Below are 18476 nucleotides of genomic sequence, written 5' to 3' on the forward strand. Positions count from 1 at the left end.
TTTATGTATGCTCCTAGGGATTGGCGCCTTGCTACAATTCGAATAATTTAGAGAATTCAGGTTAATCAGGCTAACAAATAAGAATAAAACCCACTAAAAATGATCTGTTTTTGGTGGGTTTTTTTCATGAATTCAACCGCTAAATGTGCAAGCGAGGTAAGGGGAAGGAATGAATACTGTTCAATGAATCGAGTTGTATTCTTTTAATGACATAGTAAGGATAATTATGTTCCCGATAACGTCAACTCGCCCTGCAATGATACAAGCAGTTGCGACTCCATCGACTTCCGTAGCAGTCAATCACCCAGTTTTGACTGAGCTTAATGCGGTCAAAAACACGCCACAAACTAGCTCGGTTGTGGTAAATCCTAAAGTCTCATTGAATAAGCGCCCTAAATTAAAACTGAATATATCTCTTGTTCCCAAACAGTCTGAATTTGATAAATTGAAAGAAAAAACACAGTTATCGATAAATGAAAAAAACATTGAATATGACACTCAAGATAGAGGACAACGGTATCCGAATATTGGGAGTGCGAAGCAAACGCAGATATCGATTTTAAATAAGGCCTATCAACGAATTTTATTATCGGCAAATCGGTTACAGATCAAAGGCGATAATCTTGCGATACGCTGCCAGTATCCTAAAAACGAAACTCAAGCGATTGAAAACCATTTGACCATGTTGATGGAAAATAAAGCGCCATTGCTGGTTGTGTTATCTTCAAAAAGTGAACTTAATATTTCGTTTGGAGCAGAACAGAGGCTACCTGCCTATTTTATGGGTTCAAAACAATATGGTGATATTGAAGTAACCTCATTGAGGTTGCGGGTAAATTATCGGGTAGATAAAAATGTCGATCAAAAAGATAAGATGCCGCTAATGTTTAGCCAATATAAATTGGAGATTAAAGGGCGGGGTCGAGCCCATAATTTGCCCGTTATTCATATTATTAATTGGGATGATGGAAAAACGATCACAACGAGCGAATTGAAAAAATTGAGTCGCATGGTGGATATACTGACCCATGGCAGTTTGATTAAATTAAAAAAATATCAGGGTGTAGATATTGAAGGGAGGAATAAACCTCTTCCAGTTATTCATTGTAAAGCAGGGATAGGGCGCACAGGTGTTTTAGCCGCGGCGATGCAATTAACAAAAAAAGATAATAGATTGACCGTGGATGACATTGTGGTTGGACTCAGGACATCAGGGAATATGGATATGGTACAGACAGAGGCTCAATACAATACTCTGGTTGATTTGCAGAAATACCTGAAATAATACTCTGAAGTGCTTTCTCAGATAGGGGGAGGTAAGCTGATATTTTTCAGCTTACCTAGGCTAACTATTCTTGAATTTGAATTTGTTCGCTTCCCATGGAAACAATTTTTCCTGCGACAATTTTGCAGCGTTTACGCGTTTCAACAACGCCATCAACTTGCACTAAGCCATCAGCAATCATTGCTTTTGCCATTGCGCCACTTTCAGCCCAACCTTCAATTTTTAATAGGTCGCATAGCTCAATGTGGGGATGACCATCAAGATGAAAAATATCCATTGTGACTCCAAATTACATTAAATATCGTGGTACTCTTCGCACGCCTGTAACGTGTTTTGGATCAGAGTTGCCACGGTCATAGGTCCAACACCACCCGGTACTGGTGTGATCCATGCAGCGCGTTTTGACGCCTCATCAAAATCAACATCACCGGTCACCTTGCCATTTTCTAAGCGGTTAATACCCACATCAATAACAATAGCGCCTGGTTTGATCCACTCACCCGGAATAAAATTAGGTTTACCGACAGCGACAACGAGCAAATCTGCATTGCGGACATGCTGTTCGAGATCTTTAGTGAAGCGGTGGGTAACGGTGGTGGTACAGCCTGCTAATAATAATTCAAGGCTCATTGGACGACCAACAATATTTGATGCGCCAATGATAACGGCATTTAAACCGTAAGTATTAATATCATAACGCTCAAGTAGGGTCACAATCCCTCTTGGTGTGCATGGGCGTAAGCGAGGCGCTCGTTGACATAAACGACCTACGTTATATGGATGGAAGCCGTCTACGTCTTTGTCAGGGTGAATTCGCTCAATCACTTTAACGTTATCAATACCCGCTGGGAGTGGTAATTGAACTAAAATACCATCAATGTCAGTGTCTTGGTTTAAGTCATCGATAAGTTTGAGAAGCTCGGCTTCAGTGGTCGTGTCTGGTAAATCATAAGAGCGAGATAGAAAGCCAACTTCTTCGCAGGCACGTCGCTTGCTGCCAACGTAAATTTGAGACGCAGGGTTAGCGCCTACCAGAATCACGGCAAGACCCGGTGCTCGTTTACCATTGGCAATACGAGTTTGTACTTTTTGAGCAACTTCCTGTCTAATTGCTTGCGCAATCGTTTTCCCATCAATAATTTTTGCTAACATCTGTAACTTAATCCATATATGAGACGCGGGGGATGGCTCTATTTTGTCAGAACTTGTTCGTAATGTCAGGTCTATCTGTTATATAAAGTAACCATATCGTTATTTTAGTAGTGAAAACCCATTGACTCGGCGCTCAGCAACCGTATAATTCAACGCCATCAGCCAGATAGGCTGTCTGCGCACATAATGCGCCCTTAGCTCAGTTGGATAGAGCAACGGCCTTCTAAGCCGTAGGTCACAGGTTCGAATCCTGTAGGGCGTACCATTTCGAAGTCAATGGACATCAACCGATGTCTTTTTTTATGCCTAAAATTCAGTGAATTAGCTGATTTTAACCTTTCTTCGTTCAACTGACGTCTACCTATATCAACTTACATCAAGTAATATTTGTTGGTATATGTGTTGGTACATACAGGTTCAATGAATTCTTATACCAACACAAACTCATGGGAGTTCCTATATGGCACTAACAGATGTGAAGGTAAGAACGGCAAAGCCTGCCGATAAAGGATACAAACTCACTGACGGTGAAGGGATGCACCTTTATGTGCATTCTAATGGTTCTAAATACTGGCGGTTACAATATCGATTCGATGGAAAACAAAAAACATTAGCACTTGGCGTCTACCCTGAAATTTCTTTAGCGGATGCAAGACAGCGTAGAGATGAAGCAAAACGTCAAATCGCTAACAACATTGATCCTTCAGAACAGAAAAAGCTTGAGAAGATAGAACGTAAATCAGCGGTTAATAATACATTTCAAGCTGTAACCCTTGAATGGCACGAATATAAAAAGCCAAACTGGTCTAAAGGTTATGCTGAAGATTTGATGGAGTCATTTGAAAATGACATTTTTCCTGATCTAGGTAAAAGGCCAATTGCTGAAATTAAGCCACTAGAAGTACTCAGTACGCTGCGTAAACTTGAAAAAAGAGGAGTGTTAGACAAGTTACGTAAGATCCGCCAAGCATGTAACCAAGTCTTCAGATATGCGATTGTAACGGGCAAAGCAGAATACAACCCTGCTTCTGAACTTGCTAGCGCATTAACACCTCCTAAAGCACAGCATTACCCTCATTTACTTGCTAATGAATTACCTGAGTTTCTTAATGCATTAAATCATTATTCAGGTAGCCCAATTACTCGGCTAGCAACTAAAATTCTGATGTTAACAGGCGTGAGAACTATTGAGCTACGTTTAGCAGAATGGGGGGAGTTTGATTTCGAACGCTGTATTTGGGAGATCCCAAAAGAAAGAATGAAAATGCGCCGCCCACATCTTGTTCCATTATCGACTCAAGTCATCACTGCATTACGTGAAGTTCAAGCTATTACCGGACGTTATAAACTGGTATTCCCCGGTAGAAATGACATTACCAAGCCAATGAGCGAAGCAAGTGTTAATCAGGTTCTTAAACGTATTGGTTATCATGGAAAAGCAACTGGACATGGTTTTAGGCACACAATGAGTACTATCTTGCATGAGAAGGGATTTAATACGGCATGGATTGAGCTTCAACTCGCTCATGTTGATAAGAATACGATCCGTGGTACGTATAACCATGCTCAGTACCTAGAAAACAGAAGAGAGATGATCCAGTGGTATGCGGATTATATTGATGAGTTGGAGTGTGGGGTAGGGAATGTGGTGAGTGTGAGTTTTAAGTGATAAATAGCCATCTTTATCTTTAGATGTAAAGATGGCTATTTTAATGGGGGTAATTATTGTTTTATATCTATTGTTTGGAATTCTGGGGTTGCATGAGAGCTAAGTCAGAAAAATATCATTAGCTTTAATAAAATAGAATTTTTCAATAATGGGTAATCCCCCGAAAACTAGGTGTGTTCATAAGTGGAATTTTCTCGTAATCTGAACTAGGGAGATTTCTATGAATAAAGCATGTTTTACTGACAACTAGATCATGCCCACCCTGAAACAAGCGGAGGCAGCTATGCCAGTGGCGGAGCTGCGTCGTTAGCACGGCACGAGTAATGCTTGTTTAAAAAATGCTGTTATTGTTGGTTGCTCCGGATTACTGGTAGTCAGCATAACCGAGAATTTGGTCTGTGCTTTTTGTATCTGCGTAACGTAAAAGGCTTTAAACTCAGTACAAAAGAGTGTACCAGATTTACTATGGGCTGGCTCTGAGCATGAGGATTAAACCGAAAAAACGCCTGAAATGGGATAAGCCCGAACCGTTGACGGAGCCTGAAAGCTGTAACGAATGTTGGTCGATGAACTTCATGTATGACCAACGGTCGGATGGCCGTCCAGTCCGTTTACTGAATGTTATTGATGATTTTAATCGTGAGGCACTGGCTTGATGTGAATTTTTCTCTGTCTGCAAACCAGCAGCAATATAACGTTATAGCGGGCTTGGATATACCCGTAAAATATAGCCGTCATGGGTAGCACTGTAGTATACCATGCTTCGTTACATACAACCGAGTAAACTGCAGCAGAATGTGATATAACAGGGCAGTACATTACGGCTGGACAGCACCTGTTTAACTCACTTGGCGAGCTGTAGGACTATGCAACGCGCTGGCAATGGTTTTATAATCACGAAAGCCCAATATGGCGTTAAATGGCTAGACACCAATGCAGAATATACACGTATGAATTGATACTACTTGTCACTTTGGTTAAAAATGGGGGATTACCTAACTTTTCAATAGTCATATAGTTTACATGACATTGAGATACCCCCTCATTAAAACTTACTATCTTATTCATATGGTGTAGGTTTTATCATTCATTATTTCACCACAATAACCAACATCCTTGTTGATTATTATATAATTTGAACTGAATATTTTTATTTGAAATTATTCATGTCCATTTCTTTATAGAATATATCTATTGTTTCACTGATTGCAGCGAATATGCTGTTATTATCTCGACTATTCATAGATGACCAGACAGAACCATCATCTCCCCAATTATTAGGAACTCTATTTCGTCCTTGTGGATCGAGATCCCACGACCACCAAGTGTAATACTTACTAAATTTACCATTAAGATGAGCGAAGATACTATTCATCATCGTCCTTATTTTAAGGTTTTTATTTTCATCAGGATCGGTACCACTCAAACCAAAATATAAACTATTATAATTTTTTTGTTCAAATTCCCAACGTAAACTATACATATCTCTATTGTCTAAAGGAATATAGAAAGAATAGTATTTATTTGATGCGTTGTTATTTGAAATCTCAATTTTTATGTCTTTGTGTTTAGATCTCAAATCATAGATTAATGATGAAAATAGTATCTGTCTTATTTCATCTATTTTGTTGTGAATCATAAATGCCGATTTAATAGAATCGTCATTCTTCAAAATTAGTTTAGAGAGTTCGATATCATCATCCATAACAACCTCATAATTTATTGACCGATTAATATACTTAACAAGTGATTCGACGAATAACTTAACATTTCCAGATCGTATATATAAAGCACAATGCATCAACCAATCAACAACCGCATGCCACGATATTGTTAATATGTTATCACTTATATCCTCACAAGTTTCTGCGGGCAGTGTATATTCACTGGGATCACTGTTACATAAGTAAATTAATTTCCATTGTTTCCCTGTTTTACTCAAACATTGAGCATAATCGAGTAATTGATTTTTTTGATCTGCAGCCCATGGTTTATTTTCAATACCGATGATCCCTTCAGGGGAGGTGATCAGTAGATCTATTCTACGACCATTCGCAAGGGTAACTTCATAATCTACCCTAGTTTCATAATGACAATTTTCGATAGAAATTGGACTTTCATGCTTATATATCGCTATCAATGAAAGAAAGTTTTTTAAAAATAGTGTTGATTGACCGTGTGTTGCTTCAGCTGAAAGTAAAAAATGTAAATAACGGGAAAGAGCTAACTCATCATTATTCAACCAGTCGATAAGGCTAAAATCCGGAGCAAGTTCAGCTTGGTATTTTGATTTAGCTCGCACTATAATTTCGTTCCATTGAGTAACTTGGTCCAGCAATACAGCTATATTTTTCTCTTTATCTTTCATAAGGATCACGCAACTAATAAAAATAATGAAATAACTCTCCCTGAATATAATCTACATTCCAATAAATCCAAATAGTCCCCATACCGAAAAAAGAACTACAGGAATCTTTACTATTTATATCTGCAATAGATCTGCAGGTCCTAAGTAAGTAAGGTCGATCCGTGTGACGTCTTGAGCCACTTGTGCACGGAGTAGCCCACTTCTAGTGGGATTGAGCGCTGCCGATATAGAACCAAGTGGTTTACCATCGGCAGCTAAAACACTTGCTTGCCCCATTCCATGATAAATTTGTACCGGCGTACCCGGCGGCGGCGGAACACCGAACCAAGTTACGTTTGTCCAGTATCTACGTTCTTCCCACGTATTATTTTCTATCGGGCTAAAACATTGCACAAAATCAGTCCATATCGTTTTGGTTTCAGCCGTTGGCCAATCTGGTTGTACACTCAACCCTACAACAATTTCAGAATTGAGCCATTGTCGAAGCTCATGATTGTTATGAAAAGTGGCACCAGTATCGGTTACAACCTTGATCGCAGCAAGCCTTGAGTTGAAACCGGCTTGAATAAGTATCGAAGCAGAACGATTGAGCGTACCAGTTTCGACGGAGAGCACAGCTTGGCCTAGTTCATAGTCATCTAGTTGCAAACCTAATTCTCCTACCACATCATTGTTCGCCACGGCACGAACTCGGATTGCCTCCATAGCCCAAGGTAAACGATATACCAGCCCCCCCTCGATAAACCGTAACATATCCGATTCCTGCCCGGTGGCTATACCAGTTAAAGGTTGTCCGAGGAGCCAAGCTCGCAGAATATCTCGCCAGCTATCGGGAAAGATGTCTGGCTTAAAGGGATGAAAAGTAAAAACTTGTTCTGCTAGGGCTGTTATTGTGGCAATCGCCACCTCAACATCATTATGAAGAATTGCGTTATTAGCTTCGAGTAAAAGCAGATTAACGTTCACTGCAATAGCGTCTAACGCATGACCAGTTTCAAGCCCCACTCCAGCCAGGAAGTAACCTCGCCGAAGTACGGCTGTTGAATTACTCCATATAAATTTACTACGGGAGACTAACCCTGCTTTGAGGACTTGCTGCTGCTGTTCGTTATAACGAAGTAGACGGCGCTGCCAAAGGGAGGATTGAAGAATGGTATCTAGAGTATCCTCAATAGCTTCATCGGGGACATCATTTTCCCCAATAAGACTAAGGATCGCCGTATCAAGTGTTGCAACATGTTGCTCCCAATCAGTACGAGCGCGCTCCTGTTCTTCAGATTTTTCGTTTTCGACCTCTGGGAATATCCAAGCAGAAGCATTGTTGGTTACATATTCAGTGAGCTCATTGATACCACCACCTATGCGGGCGTGCATACGCAATAAAAGTGTTGAAACTAATAGTATCAATCCACTCTCCATTTGCCGTGCTCCGAGATCGGTGATGAGAGCTTCCCACTGACTTTGCCGTCGCGCGATTTTGTCGAATATAGGAAAGAGAACAATGCCTTCAACATCGACATACGCCCTACCAGCACGCCCAATAACATTTTTAAATTCAGAGACTTCAATAACTTCACCATTACGATGAAGAGAATGCATGACAATAGCTGTGGCTGATAGGTTAAGCCCCTGTGCTAGCGTCGGCGATGAAATAGTCACTTTAAGTACATTATCACGTAAGAGCCGCTCAACCTCTTTACGGTAGGCTGTAGGGAGGGCACCATGATGTAAAGCCACCCCCAAACGAAGACATTTGAGAATAGTGCTATTCGCTCCCAGCCATTCCTCACCAAGCGTGATGGCTGTATTCAGGACGATAGGATCAACATCCAACAGAGAACATATAGCTCCCCGCTCATGAAGATCAACAATTACTTCCGCGTAAGGTTCTACACTTCGACGTTGCGGGCAGAAAATAAGGACTGTTTGTCCATCCTCAATTAATCTCCAGGCAGTTGCCAAACAGAGTTCACGTTGGTTATCGGGAAAAATACGCTTCCGACGCCTCTTGGGATAAACCCAGTTTGGCGGTACTGTACCAGAGATAAACCGCTGTACCCAAGGACGTTCATCTCCAACACGGAGATTTAGTCGCCCAGTAGGAGAAGTCCAAACCACTTCACCGAACCTCAAACGTGTAGGACGCCAATCCTTTTTAACCACCTCACCTGGTTGATCACGACGTAGCCATGCTGCGAAATCGTTAAGTTGATCGCCATCAGGTAAGATGGCCGATAGGCAGACAATCCGTCGCTCATGAGCATCCGCTCGTCGGAGAAGGCGCTGAATTTGTACTTCGTACCGAACCTCGCGCTCATTAAGGCCGATCATATGTCCTTCGTCGAAGATAAGTAGACCGACGTCATTAAGTAGTGTTGGATCGTTGCGCAACGCGAAATCGAGTTTCTCTGGTGTTGCTACCACTATATCCCGCTTCCTGATTGCGTCCTCGTCGAATCTGCTGACACCGATACTGCCGTAAAGTGCCGAGATCGACTTACCTAATGGGCCGAATGACCTCAATAACATGGCCTCCGTTTGCGCTGATAGAGCACGCAGAGGTGTGATGAATACGACTCGCTTACCACCTGCTAGGCAACGTAATATGCACAGTTCAGCAATACGTGTTTTACCAGCACTTGTAGGCAGGGATACGACCAAGTCATCAGATTGGTTAACAGCACGGGCCGCAGCTTCTATTTGCGACGGCCAAAGGTCAATCTCAGCTTTATGGCGACACTGAAGCAGTGCAATGAACAATTCTCTAAGCTTGGTCCACTCAGGTGTTTCCCCATCCTCTGACAGAAGTGGTAGTTTCTCGTGAAAAGTAGTCGACCAGAGATCTGACATGAGGTGAATTGCGATAATATGCACCCACCATTGTGGCAACATGTTCAACTCGCCACAAATTGTGAGACTCTTCCTGAGTATTGTAATTGCTTGATGGAGTAATGGCCTCTCACCGCGTTCTATGGCTAGGAGAAAAAGTGATGTTGCTGCCATAAAGGCATCAGTCAGTGCCGTATCAAGACCATCAAAAAGAAAGTCGTTGCCAGATCCAGTAAAATTTTTGCCGCTGTTAATCTCGTCGAGACTGGCTTGAATAGCAGTGGTAATGTACTCATCACTACCTTCATCGTTGGCACGATAATTAAGCACGCTGGTACGGAGCGTACTAAAATCTCTCTGTATCAATCGAGCAATGACCCGCTCTATCGGTGAGAAATTATCATCGTTTTTGACAATAGTTAGCAGAGAGTAAGCACGAGCAGAGAGATGTGCAAGATGGTAACTCGCAGCGGCCATGACAAAGTGAAAGTCACGATCAACATCTTCTCTATTGCCCTTTGCAATAACAGCCTCAAGAGCTGTAGCTGCTTGTTCAAAAGCGATGCGCGCCTTTGAAGCATCACCGCCCAATTCACGAAGCCGAAGGCCAAGCCCGATCAGTGCATAAGCATAGGAATGGAGCTCGTGGCTGAGTTGAGCTGAGAATTCAGGAGCATCAGGCGGCAATACACCATCACGCCAAATAATTGCTCTGGCCTGTCCACGAGCGATAAGACGTCCGCGAAATCCCGCTGTTGACGCCTCATTAATATCTGCAATTATGTCTTCAGGTGTTATTGGCATTTGTAATCACCTGCTCATAGATAGCGCCGATAAAATCAGCATGACCTTCAACTCGCAGGCCAACACCAATTTGATTAAATAAACCAGGGTAAGCTCGAAGCGAGGCTGTCAGCATAGTCACAGGTGAATTACCAGAGAAAGTGAAAAGAAGGTGCCGGACACTAGCCGCAGGAATGCCGTATTTAAGCAAAGTGTCATCAATTGCGTCAGCCAAAGAGACATTACCTAGTTCGAGTAGACGTGCCGAAATAAATGAGAGCGCGTGTCCGGAGGGAAGTCCTCCATCTTTGTCTAAATTCGCTCGGGCTTCTGCTACAACTTGTGTTGTTAAAGTCGCTCGGCTTTTGGCCTCAGTTTTTAAAAAGTTTAAACGATGTGTTTGCGGATCTTGAAAAATGCCAATCACATCTTCACCACGCATCGCCATGTTGCGATGATCTTTCCAGCGTAACCGTTTTATCGGAACGTGATAGCCACCGCTTTGGGAATCGATCCATTCAGTAGCAAAGATTTCACCAAGATCTCCCGAACGAATATTCTTTGTTGTAGGAAGCTTGCCCTCTATTAACGCTGCAGCAGCTGGTTTTCCTAAGCGTCGAAGTGCTCGAGCTACGTGTTCTTCAGATGCGTAGTGTGCTGGAATAGCTGCAGCTGCGGCTTGAATACCAACAGCGAGGTTTGCCGCACGGCCGCTCATCACACGGAGAAAGTGTTGCCCAACAGGATTATCAACCGAGTCGCACCAATCATTGAATTGCACCACGCTTTTCACCTCCAAACGTCAATCCCAACTAGCTAATTTAATTAAAGTAGCTGTCGGTTACCTTTAAAATGTATCCGCTTAGGCGATTAAAAAAATACCTACCTATATAAGCAACATGTCACATCTGCTATGTAAACCAACTGGTATCAATTGAAGATGTTGGACCGATGAACCTTTTTAAAACGCATTACCGTCACTATGGCTCCGGATGCTCTTCTAAACTGATTGTGATGCTATTAGGGGACAACGAAAAATCGAAATAAAGAAATTCCCAGTTTGCAATAGCCACATCTTCCACGCATTCTCTGCAAATTCGAAAACTAGAATGGCGAATTATTGTGAGTATCATAACCCGAACTTTTTCAATTAACGTTGATCCCATGACGCTTCAACAACGCAACAAAGAAAGCTTTTATTTTGGATGGAGCATCTTTCCCCTGAAACTCGGTACCACTAAAACGATAGACGTCGTAACCTGCTAGTTTCAACTCACGGTCACCAGCGACCAATTGAGCGTACTTACGCGTGTTTGCCCGCTGCATATCATCCGAGTAATGTTGAATTCCATCGACTTCTATTACCACCCTACCGCCAGCAGGCAGCAGCATGAGAAAATCCATCCGATGATTAAGCAAAGCCAGGGCTCCTCGTTCGGAAACTGTCTTCGGGTCCCAATGTAGCCAAACCTCCGGTAACAGCGCTGGTAAGTCGTGAATTGCCGGACCAAAACTGCGAAAGTATGATTCAAATAACATCTGCTGAGGCGGTGATGAAAGAGGTAAACTCTGTTGTAAACGTCGATAGAGAGTCTTTTTTGCACATGTGAAATCATCTTCCTGCTTTAGCTCTGCCCACCACGACTGGAGCTCACGCCAGCGCAATCCATCACTACTTAAGGGCTTGTCGTAAACCAGTACATCATCTGGGCTAGAAAGTATCTCGATATCATTCTCTATCGAGTCGCTAAGCCGAATATCAGGTTTGCTGAAGGATGCAAAAATAATGTTCTTAGGACTGCCCCTAGCAGCCCGTAAGAGTACAAGGCCAAAGACTGGATAGCCTCCTAGATCGGACACATGACGCATTTCAGAACCACATATTCTCAACACCACATTTATAGCCGTAACTAAGGTAAACTGCGCCTCAGCATCTATCTGCACGTCAGAGGAGACTAATCCCTCAAGCCACCGTCGAAAACGCGGTTCGGAGAGATCGAATACCTGCAATTTCTCAAATAACCACTCGACGTCGGCGTCCTCAGGATTTCGTACAAAATGCTGGTAGATTTCTGCCAGAATGCCCGTCTCGGTCCCCAATAAAAGTGCGCTTAAATCATCGGGAATTATAAAAATTTCTTGTAGCAAAAGCTTAAAGTGCTCCCAGTGGCGAAAGAGCTCAAATGGTTGCAAAGCTCGTGCCAACTCTCGACGATACCGCTTAGGTATCTCGATTTTAGGTTCGTCGCTCCATAGTAGCTCTTGGGTCTGATTACGTGTCACTATGTTGAGAATTCGTCGATCCAATAGTGTCTGCGCAAGCTTAGGAAGGTCGGAGTCATTAAGCGCATCGAAAGATGCAAGCATTCGTTCACGCTTTGAGCCACCTTTCTCGGGTATGGGTAGACCAAGACCACGGCAGAACTCGGGGATTTTGGTGTCCACACAATGATCCTTCAAATTCCCCACCACAGGCCGTAGCAACTCTTTCAAAGCCAAAATATTCATACAACCATCTCACGTCGCCATCTTCTAAAATAAAGAGAGTTTTCTATCTGACGTTAGCGAATAATCTCCTACTTCTATACGCTAAAGAATCCACACTCTATTTAAACAAACTTATATTCAAGTACACCTTCAACTATCTGTGTTAAATAATAGCTCCCTTGAAGGGAACCCAGTCCGGATTGTGTGATCTGAGTGATCGTCAAACCAACCAAAATCACTAACAGGACTGAGTGATAGCAATAATAGCACCACACCTACAAGTTGACCGCATGCTGATGTTGCATCGAGGACGTAGTATCGGAGATGTTTCTCGTTTACTTTACTGTGTGCGTTTTTTGTTTGCTCTAGTAGTACGCCATTGTTTGCATAGTGTACTGCTACATCATCGTAGTATTCGAGAGAAACACATGCATCATCAGGAGCACTCAGTGAGTGGTAGCATAACCGAACTGGCTGGAGAGCAAACCCTAAATATTGGCCTGCGGTACTTGATTTTGATTGGGATGTTTTTCCTTCATGCATGTGTACATCCTTGTTTTTATCGAAACGAAAAGCTTATAAATATTAACAATATTGATGATTGAATGAAAATTATTCAAGTGGTATTACATACAGTATCTATTATTGGGTATCACGTTGTGATGGGAGTTAGTAGTTATCATCATTGATTCTTATCTTCTCTATTGACTAGTACAAAAAGGAATTAATTGTTCAAATAAAAAAACATATTCGATTTGACGGATGTATCTTTTAGGTATAATTTAAAGAAAAGACTGAAGAGGTGCACATGGAACCATTACAACTGTTTAAAATTTTAGGTGATCAAACAAGGCTCGATATCGTGTTGCTTTTGAAAGCATCTGGTGAGCTATGTGTCTGTGATATTTACACGGCCTTAAATTTATCGCAACCAAAGACATCTCGACATCTAGCAATGCTTAGAGAGTCGGGTCTTTTGCTCGATTCAAAGCATGGTAAATGGGTTCATTATCGATTATCTCCGGCATTACTACCGTGGGTGAAAAGTATCATTGATGTCACCTATGTCACAGAGAAAAATAGAGTTTCAGATTTGCTTAAGAGTCTAGAGACAAAAGAGTCTGCGAGTAATTGTTCCGCATAAAATTTTTTAAATTAACATATATGAAAAATCATATATAAGGTTGAGGTATGAAAAAACTAGAAGTCTTTGACCCAGCGTTATGTTGTAGCACAGGTGTTTGTGGAACAGAAGTCGATCAAGCATTGGTAGACTTCGCAACAGATGCGGATTGGTTAAAAAAACAAGGGGCAAATATAAGGCGTTTTAATTTAGCACAAGAGCCAATGGCGTTCGTTAACAACACAAAAGCAAAAACATTTTTGGAAACCGCAGGTACCGAGTCACTTCCACTATTGATTCTGGATGGTGAGATTGTGCTGACTGGTCGATACCCAAAACGACATGAGCTAGCCAGATGGTTTGGTATTCGCCTGAATATTGAAAAAGCCGAAATTGTTAAATCGTGTTGTGGTAATGGTAAAACGTGTTGTTAACAGGAGCAATAAAATGAAATTTTTAGATAACACACCTAATTATTTATTTTTTACTGGAAAAGGTGGTGTGGGTAAAACCTCTATTTCCTGTGCGACCGCAATTAAGTTGGCTGAAAAAGGGAAAAAAGTCTTACTGGTGAGCACTGATCCAGCTTCTAATGTTGGGCAAGTATTCTCTCAATCGATAGGCAACAATATTAAGCCAATAACATTGGTTCCAAATCTATTTGCTATTGAAATAGACCCTCAAGCCGCAGCCGAAGAATATCGAAACAAAATTATTAATCCAATCAAAGAAAGTTTACCTGAAGCGGTAATTCAAAGTATTACGGAACAGCTATCAGGTGCCTGTACAACAGAGATTGCAGCTTTCGATGAATTTACTGGATTGTTAACTAATACCGAAATTACGGGGCAATTTGACCATATCATTTTTGATACCGCACCAACGGGGCATACCATCCGTTTATTACAACTCCCGGGTGCGTGGAGTGATTTTATTAGTGACAATCCTGATGGTGCGTCATGTTTAGGGCCAATGTCTGGTCTTGATAAACAACGTGAGCAGTACAGCATGGCGGTGGAAGCGTTGAGTGATAAATCACTAACAAGGTTAGTATTAGTTGCACGACCTCAATCAGCGGCATTGAGAGAGGTTGCGAGGACCTATAGCGAGTTGTCATCTCTGGGTATCAAAAATCAGCAATTGATTGTCAATGGTGTTTTCCCTGAAACGGCGGTGACTGAAAATGATAAGTTATCCCATGCGCTCTACTCTCGTGAACAAGCGGCATTAGCATCTATGCCTGAAGCACTACGCTCGTTACCTGTCGATATTCTTTCTTTACAAAATATCAATATGGTGGGTGTCGATGCACTGAAGCAGTTGTTATCGAATGAGATGCCACAAATTCCAACTATTGCCCCGACAAAACAACCTATTTCTTTACCTACCTTGTCAGAACTGGTTGGCGAAATATCTCAGCAACAACATGGGCTGATTATGTTAATGGGTAAAGGTGGTGTAGGGAAAACAACGATTGCGGCCTCAATCGCAGTTAAATTGGCAGAAAAAGGGCTTGATGTACATCTGACCACATCTGATCCAGCAGCGCATATTGAATCAACCCTCGATGGTGTTTTACCCAACCTTCAAGTTAGCCGAATTGACCCTATCGCTGAAACTGAGCGTTATCGTCATTATGTCTTAGAAAGCAGAGGGAAAGATTTAGATGCGGAGGGGCGAGCATTACTTGAGGAAGATTTACGCTCTCCATGCACAGAAGAAATTGCGGTATTTCAGGCTTTTTCTCGCATCATTAGAGACGCGGGTAAACGCTTTGTTGTCATGGATACTGCACCAACTGGGCATACATTATTACTTCTGGATGCAACAGGGGCATACCATAAAGAAATTGCTAAAAAAATGGGTGAAAAAGGCCACTATTTAACGCCGATGATGCAATTACAAGATCCTGAACGCACCAAAGTTATTATTACGACTCTCGCTGAAACAACGCCTGTGCTTGAGGCGGAAAATTTGCAAAATGATTTAATACGGGCAGACATACATCCGTGGGCGTGGGTGATCAATAACAGTTTATCTATCACGGAAACAACATCACCATTGTTACTTTCAAGAGCAGAACAGGAAGTCGCTCAGATTGAAAAGGTGACATCAACATTGGCAAAACGTGTTGCTATCGTTCCTTTGCTTGAAACAGAGCCTGTGGGGATATCTGTATTAAGTCAGCTCGCAGAATAAGTTTTATTTTCTAAAAATAAAGGGTGCGGAAAAGCACCTTTTAAATGAGGTTGTTATGTTTATTGCCGCTTTAATTTTTATTTTAACGATCACCTTTGTTATTTGGCAGCCTAAAGGACTGGGTATTGGCTGGAGTGCAACGGCAGGGGCCGTTTTAGCCCTTATTTTTGGTGTCATTAGCTTTCAAGATATTCCTATAGTTTGGAATATTGTGTGGAATGCCACGGCGACATTTGTTGCCGTCATTATCATTAGCCTACTTTTAGATGAAAGTGGCTTTTTTGAATGGGCTGCATTACATGTTGCCAAGTGGGGAGGGGGGAAAGGCAAACTGTTATTCAGTTATATCGTGTTACTTGGTGCAACGGTTGCGGCCTTATTTGCCAACGATGGTGCGGCATTGATATTAACGCCCATTGTGATTGCGATGTTATTGGCACTTGGTTTCAACAAAGGCACGACATTAGCATTTGTCATGGCTGCTGGGTTCATTGCAGATACGGCAAGTTTGCCGCTGATCGTTTCGAACCTCGTGAATATCGTTTCTGCGGACTTCTTTAATATTGGATTTACTGAATATGCATCGATTATGGTGCCAGTGGATATTGCAGCAATTATTGCAACATTAGCGATGCTGCATTGGTTTTTCCGCAAAGATATTCCTAAACAATATGATGTTACCAAACTGAGTGAACCAACTTTAGCCATTAGGGACATAACAACGTTTAAAGCTGGTTGGCTGGTATTGGTACTGCTACTAATTGGTTTCTTTGTCTTAGAACCATTAGGTATTCCAGTGAGTGCTATTGCGGCTATTGGCGCCTTAATTCTTTGGGTGATTGCAGCCAGAGGCCATACGATTAATACCAAAAAAGTGTTACGTGGTGCACCGTGGCAAATCGTCATTTTTTCCCTAGGTATGTATTTGGTTGTTTATGGCTTAAGGAATGCAGGGTTAACCCATTATCTTTCTGAAACGCTCAATTACCTTGCGGATAAAGGGTTATGGGTAGCAACTCTAGGCACTGGATTTATCACTGCATTTTTATCCTCAATAATGAATAACATGCCAACGGTATTAATTGGTGCGCTATCGATTGAAGGGAGTGATGCGACAGGGTTAATCCAACAAGCAATGGTTTATGCCAATGTGATTGGCGCCGATTTGGGGCCTAAAATCACACCAATAGGGAGTTTGGCGACATTGTTGTGGCTGCATGTTTTATCACAAAAGAATATGACCATTACATGGGGATATTATTTCAAAACAGGGATTATCATGACGATCCCGGTGCTCATAGTCACACTTGTTGCGCTAGTGCTTCGACTTTCACTGTTAAATTAAAGGTAACCCAATGAATGAGATCACAATCTACCATAACCCTAATTGCGGTACTTCGCGCAATACCCTAGCCATGATCCGTAATAGTGGGGTTGAGCCAACGATTATTTACTATCTAGAAACGCCACCGACTAAGGATGTGTTAGTACAACTTATCGCCGATATGAAAATCACAGCGAGAGAGCTATTACGAAAAAATGTTGAACCTTATGAACAATTAAATTTAGAACAAGATTGCTATACAGATAACCAACTCATTGATTTTATGTTGCAGTACCCGATACTGATTAATAGGCCGATTGTAGTCACTTCGCTAGGCGTAAAGTTGTGTAGGCCTTCAGAGGTAGTGTTAGATATATTGCCTAATCAGCAACAAAGTGAATTTATCAAGGAAGATGGTCAAATAGTGATTGGTAGTCACGATGTAAAAAATGCAAATATAGAGTCTGATAAGCATAAACCTTAAAAAATTAATGGGATTGAGTGTTGTTAGTAACTTCAACACTCTGTCTGTATTTATGCCGTCAATTAAATGAATATGTTGTTGTGAATAGTACATAATCATCCATGCACCTCGTCAGTCCCCAGTTATCCATCTGCCTGCCAATTATCCATTCCACCAGCTGTTCTTCAGTTTTCATCTTCAAGGCATTCAGCCAATTATCTAAAGGAAAATCTAGCACCAAATCATACCCTCCAGCATCAGATGGTATCTTAGCAGGTGGCTATCGACGATGAAGTATCCATATCAGTTTGAACAGATAACGGCTCAGGAAGCGTTGCTCGGTGTATTAATCGGTACAGGTATATGGGGGTGATAGTTGGTATGTTATTCGTTTCCGGAAAGTGTATATTTGTCAACATCAGCTGGTAACTATTCTTGATATAGGGATGGGCATTCCGTGATTGACAGTAAGTTTGGTAAGTCCATTTAGTCAGAGTTGGTAAAGGCGTAGTAATGTCTCATGAAGAGCATGATGTTTTTTCATTGTTGAATTTCCAGTATGATTTAAATGTTGGTGTTGCTAACGAAGAAGAGGGTAGTGATATGATGGTTAAGCTCTGGACTCGGTAATACGCTCCTGTAGCCAATTCTCTACTTCGCTCTTTAACCAGCGAGAGCTACGCCCTAATTTTATCGGTTTAGGAAACTCTCCATCTTGGATCAATTTATAAAACCACTTGTCTGTTAGTCCCGTTAAACGGGTAATAAATTTCATATCAACGAATTGGTCATTT

Annotated in this window: 14 protein-coding genes, 1 tRNA gene and 2 pseudogenes; 10 read left to right on the top strand and 7 right to left on the bottom strand. The window is 41.8% G+C overall.

The window, feature by feature from the left end; genetic code table 11:
* Positions 1 to 226 precede the first annotated feature (226 nt).
* Positions 227 to 1285 carry a protein-tyrosine phosphatase family protein gene (locus PR795_RS07555; RefSeq protein ID WP_230083771.1) on the top strand — a complete coding sequence of 353 codons (1059 nt, stop codon included), beginning with the start codon at positions 227 to 229 and terminating at the stop codon, positions 1283 to 1285.
* Positions 1286 to 1349: 64 nt separating this feature from the next.
* Here PR795_RS07555 and ybcJ read toward each other — a convergent pair whose 3' ends face one another.
* Together ybcJ and folD are read right to left on the bottom strand one after the other, a co-directional pair.
* Complete coding sequence (gene ybcJ, locus PR795_RS07560) at positions 1350 to 1562, bottom strand: ribosome-associated protein YbcJ (RefSeq protein WP_006660670.1); 213 nt, start codon at positions 1560 to 1562, stop codon at positions 1350 to 1352.
* A 17-nt stretch (positions 1563 to 1579) separates the two neighbouring features.
* Positions 1580 to 2437, bottom strand: a complete 858-nt coding sequence (folD, locus tag PR795_RS07565) for a bifunctional methylenetetrahydrofolate dehydrogenase/methenyltetrahydrofolate cyclohydrolase FolD (protein WP_006660671.1) — start codon at positions 2435 to 2437, stop codon at positions 1580 to 1582.
* A gap of 188 nt (positions 2438 to 2625) precedes the next feature.
* Here folD and PR795_RS07570 point away from each other — a divergent pair.
* From PR795_RS07570 to PR795_RS18105, 4 genes and pseudogenes are all read left to right on the top strand, one after another.
* Positions 2626 to 2702, top strand: a tRNA-Arg gene (locus PR795_RS07570).
* Positions 2703 to 2897: 195 nt separating this feature from the next.
* Positions 2898 to 4106 (top strand): tyrosine-type recombinase/integrase, encoded by a 1209-nt coding sequence (locus PR795_RS07575; RefSeq protein WP_272516771.1) that lies wholly within the window; start codon positions 2898 to 2900, stop codon positions 4104 to 4106.
* Positions 4107 to 4457: 351 nt separating this feature from the next.
* Positions 4458 to 4785, top strand: a pseudogene (locus PR795_RS18100) (IS3 family transposase); the annotation flags it as partial.
* An 88-nt stretch (positions 4786 to 4873) separates the two neighbouring features.
* Positions 4874 to 5033, top strand: a pseudogene (locus PR795_RS18105) (IS3 family transposase); the annotation flags it as partial.
* Between the two features lie 223 nt (positions 5034 to 5256).
* On the opposite strand, the gene PR795_RS07585 reads toward PR795_RS18105, so the two are convergent.
* The 4 genes from PR795_RS07585 to PR795_RS07600 all read right to left on the bottom strand — a co-directional run bounded on the left by PR795_RS07585 (position 5257) and on the right by PR795_RS07600 (position 12594).
* On the bottom strand, positions 5257 to 6474 hold the full coding sequence (locus PR795_RS07585; protein WP_272516772.1) for a PDDEXK-like family protein: 1218 nt from the start codon (positions 6472 to 6474) through the stop codon (positions 5257 to 5259).
* A gap of 114 nt (positions 6475 to 6588) precedes the next feature.
* Positions 6589 to 10107, bottom strand: a complete 3519-nt coding sequence (locus PR795_RS07590; RefSeq protein ID WP_272516773.1) for a DEAD/DEAH box helicase — start codon at positions 10105 to 10107, stop codon at positions 6589 to 6591.
* Complete coding sequence (locus tag PR795_RS07595) at positions 10091 to 10870, bottom strand: Hachiman antiphage defense system protein HamA (protein WP_336297981.1); 780 nt, start codon at positions 10868 to 10870, stop codon at positions 10091 to 10093. The genes PR795_RS07590 and PR795_RS07595 overlap by 17 nt, the downstream gene beginning before the upstream one ends.
* Positions 10871 to 11232: 362 nt before the next feature.
* Entirely contained in the window at positions 11233 to 12594 is a 1362-nt protein-coding gene (locus PR795_RS07600) for a hypothetical protein (RefSeq protein WP_272516775.1), read from the bottom strand.
* A gap of 787 nt (positions 12595 to 13381) precedes the next feature.
* Between PR795_RS07600 and PR795_RS07605 the strand changes: the two genes are divergently transcribed.
* From PR795_RS07605 to arsC, 5 genes are read left to right on the top strand one after another with little or no spacing between them, the layout of a single operon-like run.
* Positions 13382 to 13717: a metalloregulator ArsR/SmtB family transcription factor gene (locus tag PR795_RS07605; RefSeq protein WP_272516776.1), complete on the top strand. Its 336-nt coding sequence runs from the start codon at positions 13382 to 13384 to the stop codon at positions 13715 to 13717.
* A 47-nt stretch (positions 13718 to 13764) separates the two neighbouring features.
* The gene (gene arsD, locus PR795_RS07610; RefSeq protein ID WP_272516777.1) at positions 13765 to 14130 is read left to right on the top strand and encodes an arsenite efflux transporter metallochaperone ArsD; all 366 of its coding nucleotides are present in this window, start codon (positions 13765 to 13767) and stop codon (positions 14128 to 14130) included.
* 13 nt (positions 14131 to 14143) lie between these two features.
* Positions 14144 to 15895, top strand: a complete 1752-nt coding sequence (gene arsA, locus PR795_RS07615) for an arsenical pump-driving ATPase (protein WP_272516778.1) — start codon at positions 14144 to 14146, stop codon at positions 15893 to 15895.
* 55 nt (positions 15896 to 15950) lie between these two features.
* Entirely contained in the window at positions 15951 to 17240 is a 1290-nt protein-coding gene (locus PR795_RS07620; protein WP_272516779.1) for an arsenic transporter, read from the top strand.
* A 10-nt stretch (positions 17241 to 17250) separates the two neighbouring features.
* Positions 17251 to 17703 (top strand): glutaredoxin-dependent arsenate reductase, encoded by a 453-nt coding sequence (gene arsC / locus PR795_RS07625; RefSeq protein WP_272516780.1) that lies wholly within the window; start codon positions 17251 to 17253, stop codon positions 17701 to 17703.
* Positions 17704 to 18292: 589 nt separating this feature from the next.
* Here arsC and PR795_RS07630 read toward each other — a convergent pair.
* A partial coding sequence (locus tag PR795_RS07630; RefSeq protein WP_272516781.1) for a helix-turn-helix transcriptional regulator occupies positions 18293 to 18476 on the bottom strand: 184 nt, incomplete at its 5' end.

The sequence above is a fragment of the Providencia sp. PROV209 genome (assembly GCF_028479485.1).
In the GTDB taxonomy this organism is placed as follows: domain Bacteria; phylum Pseudomonadota; class Gammaproteobacteria; order Enterobacterales; family Enterobacteriaceae; genus Providencia; species Providencia alcalifaciens.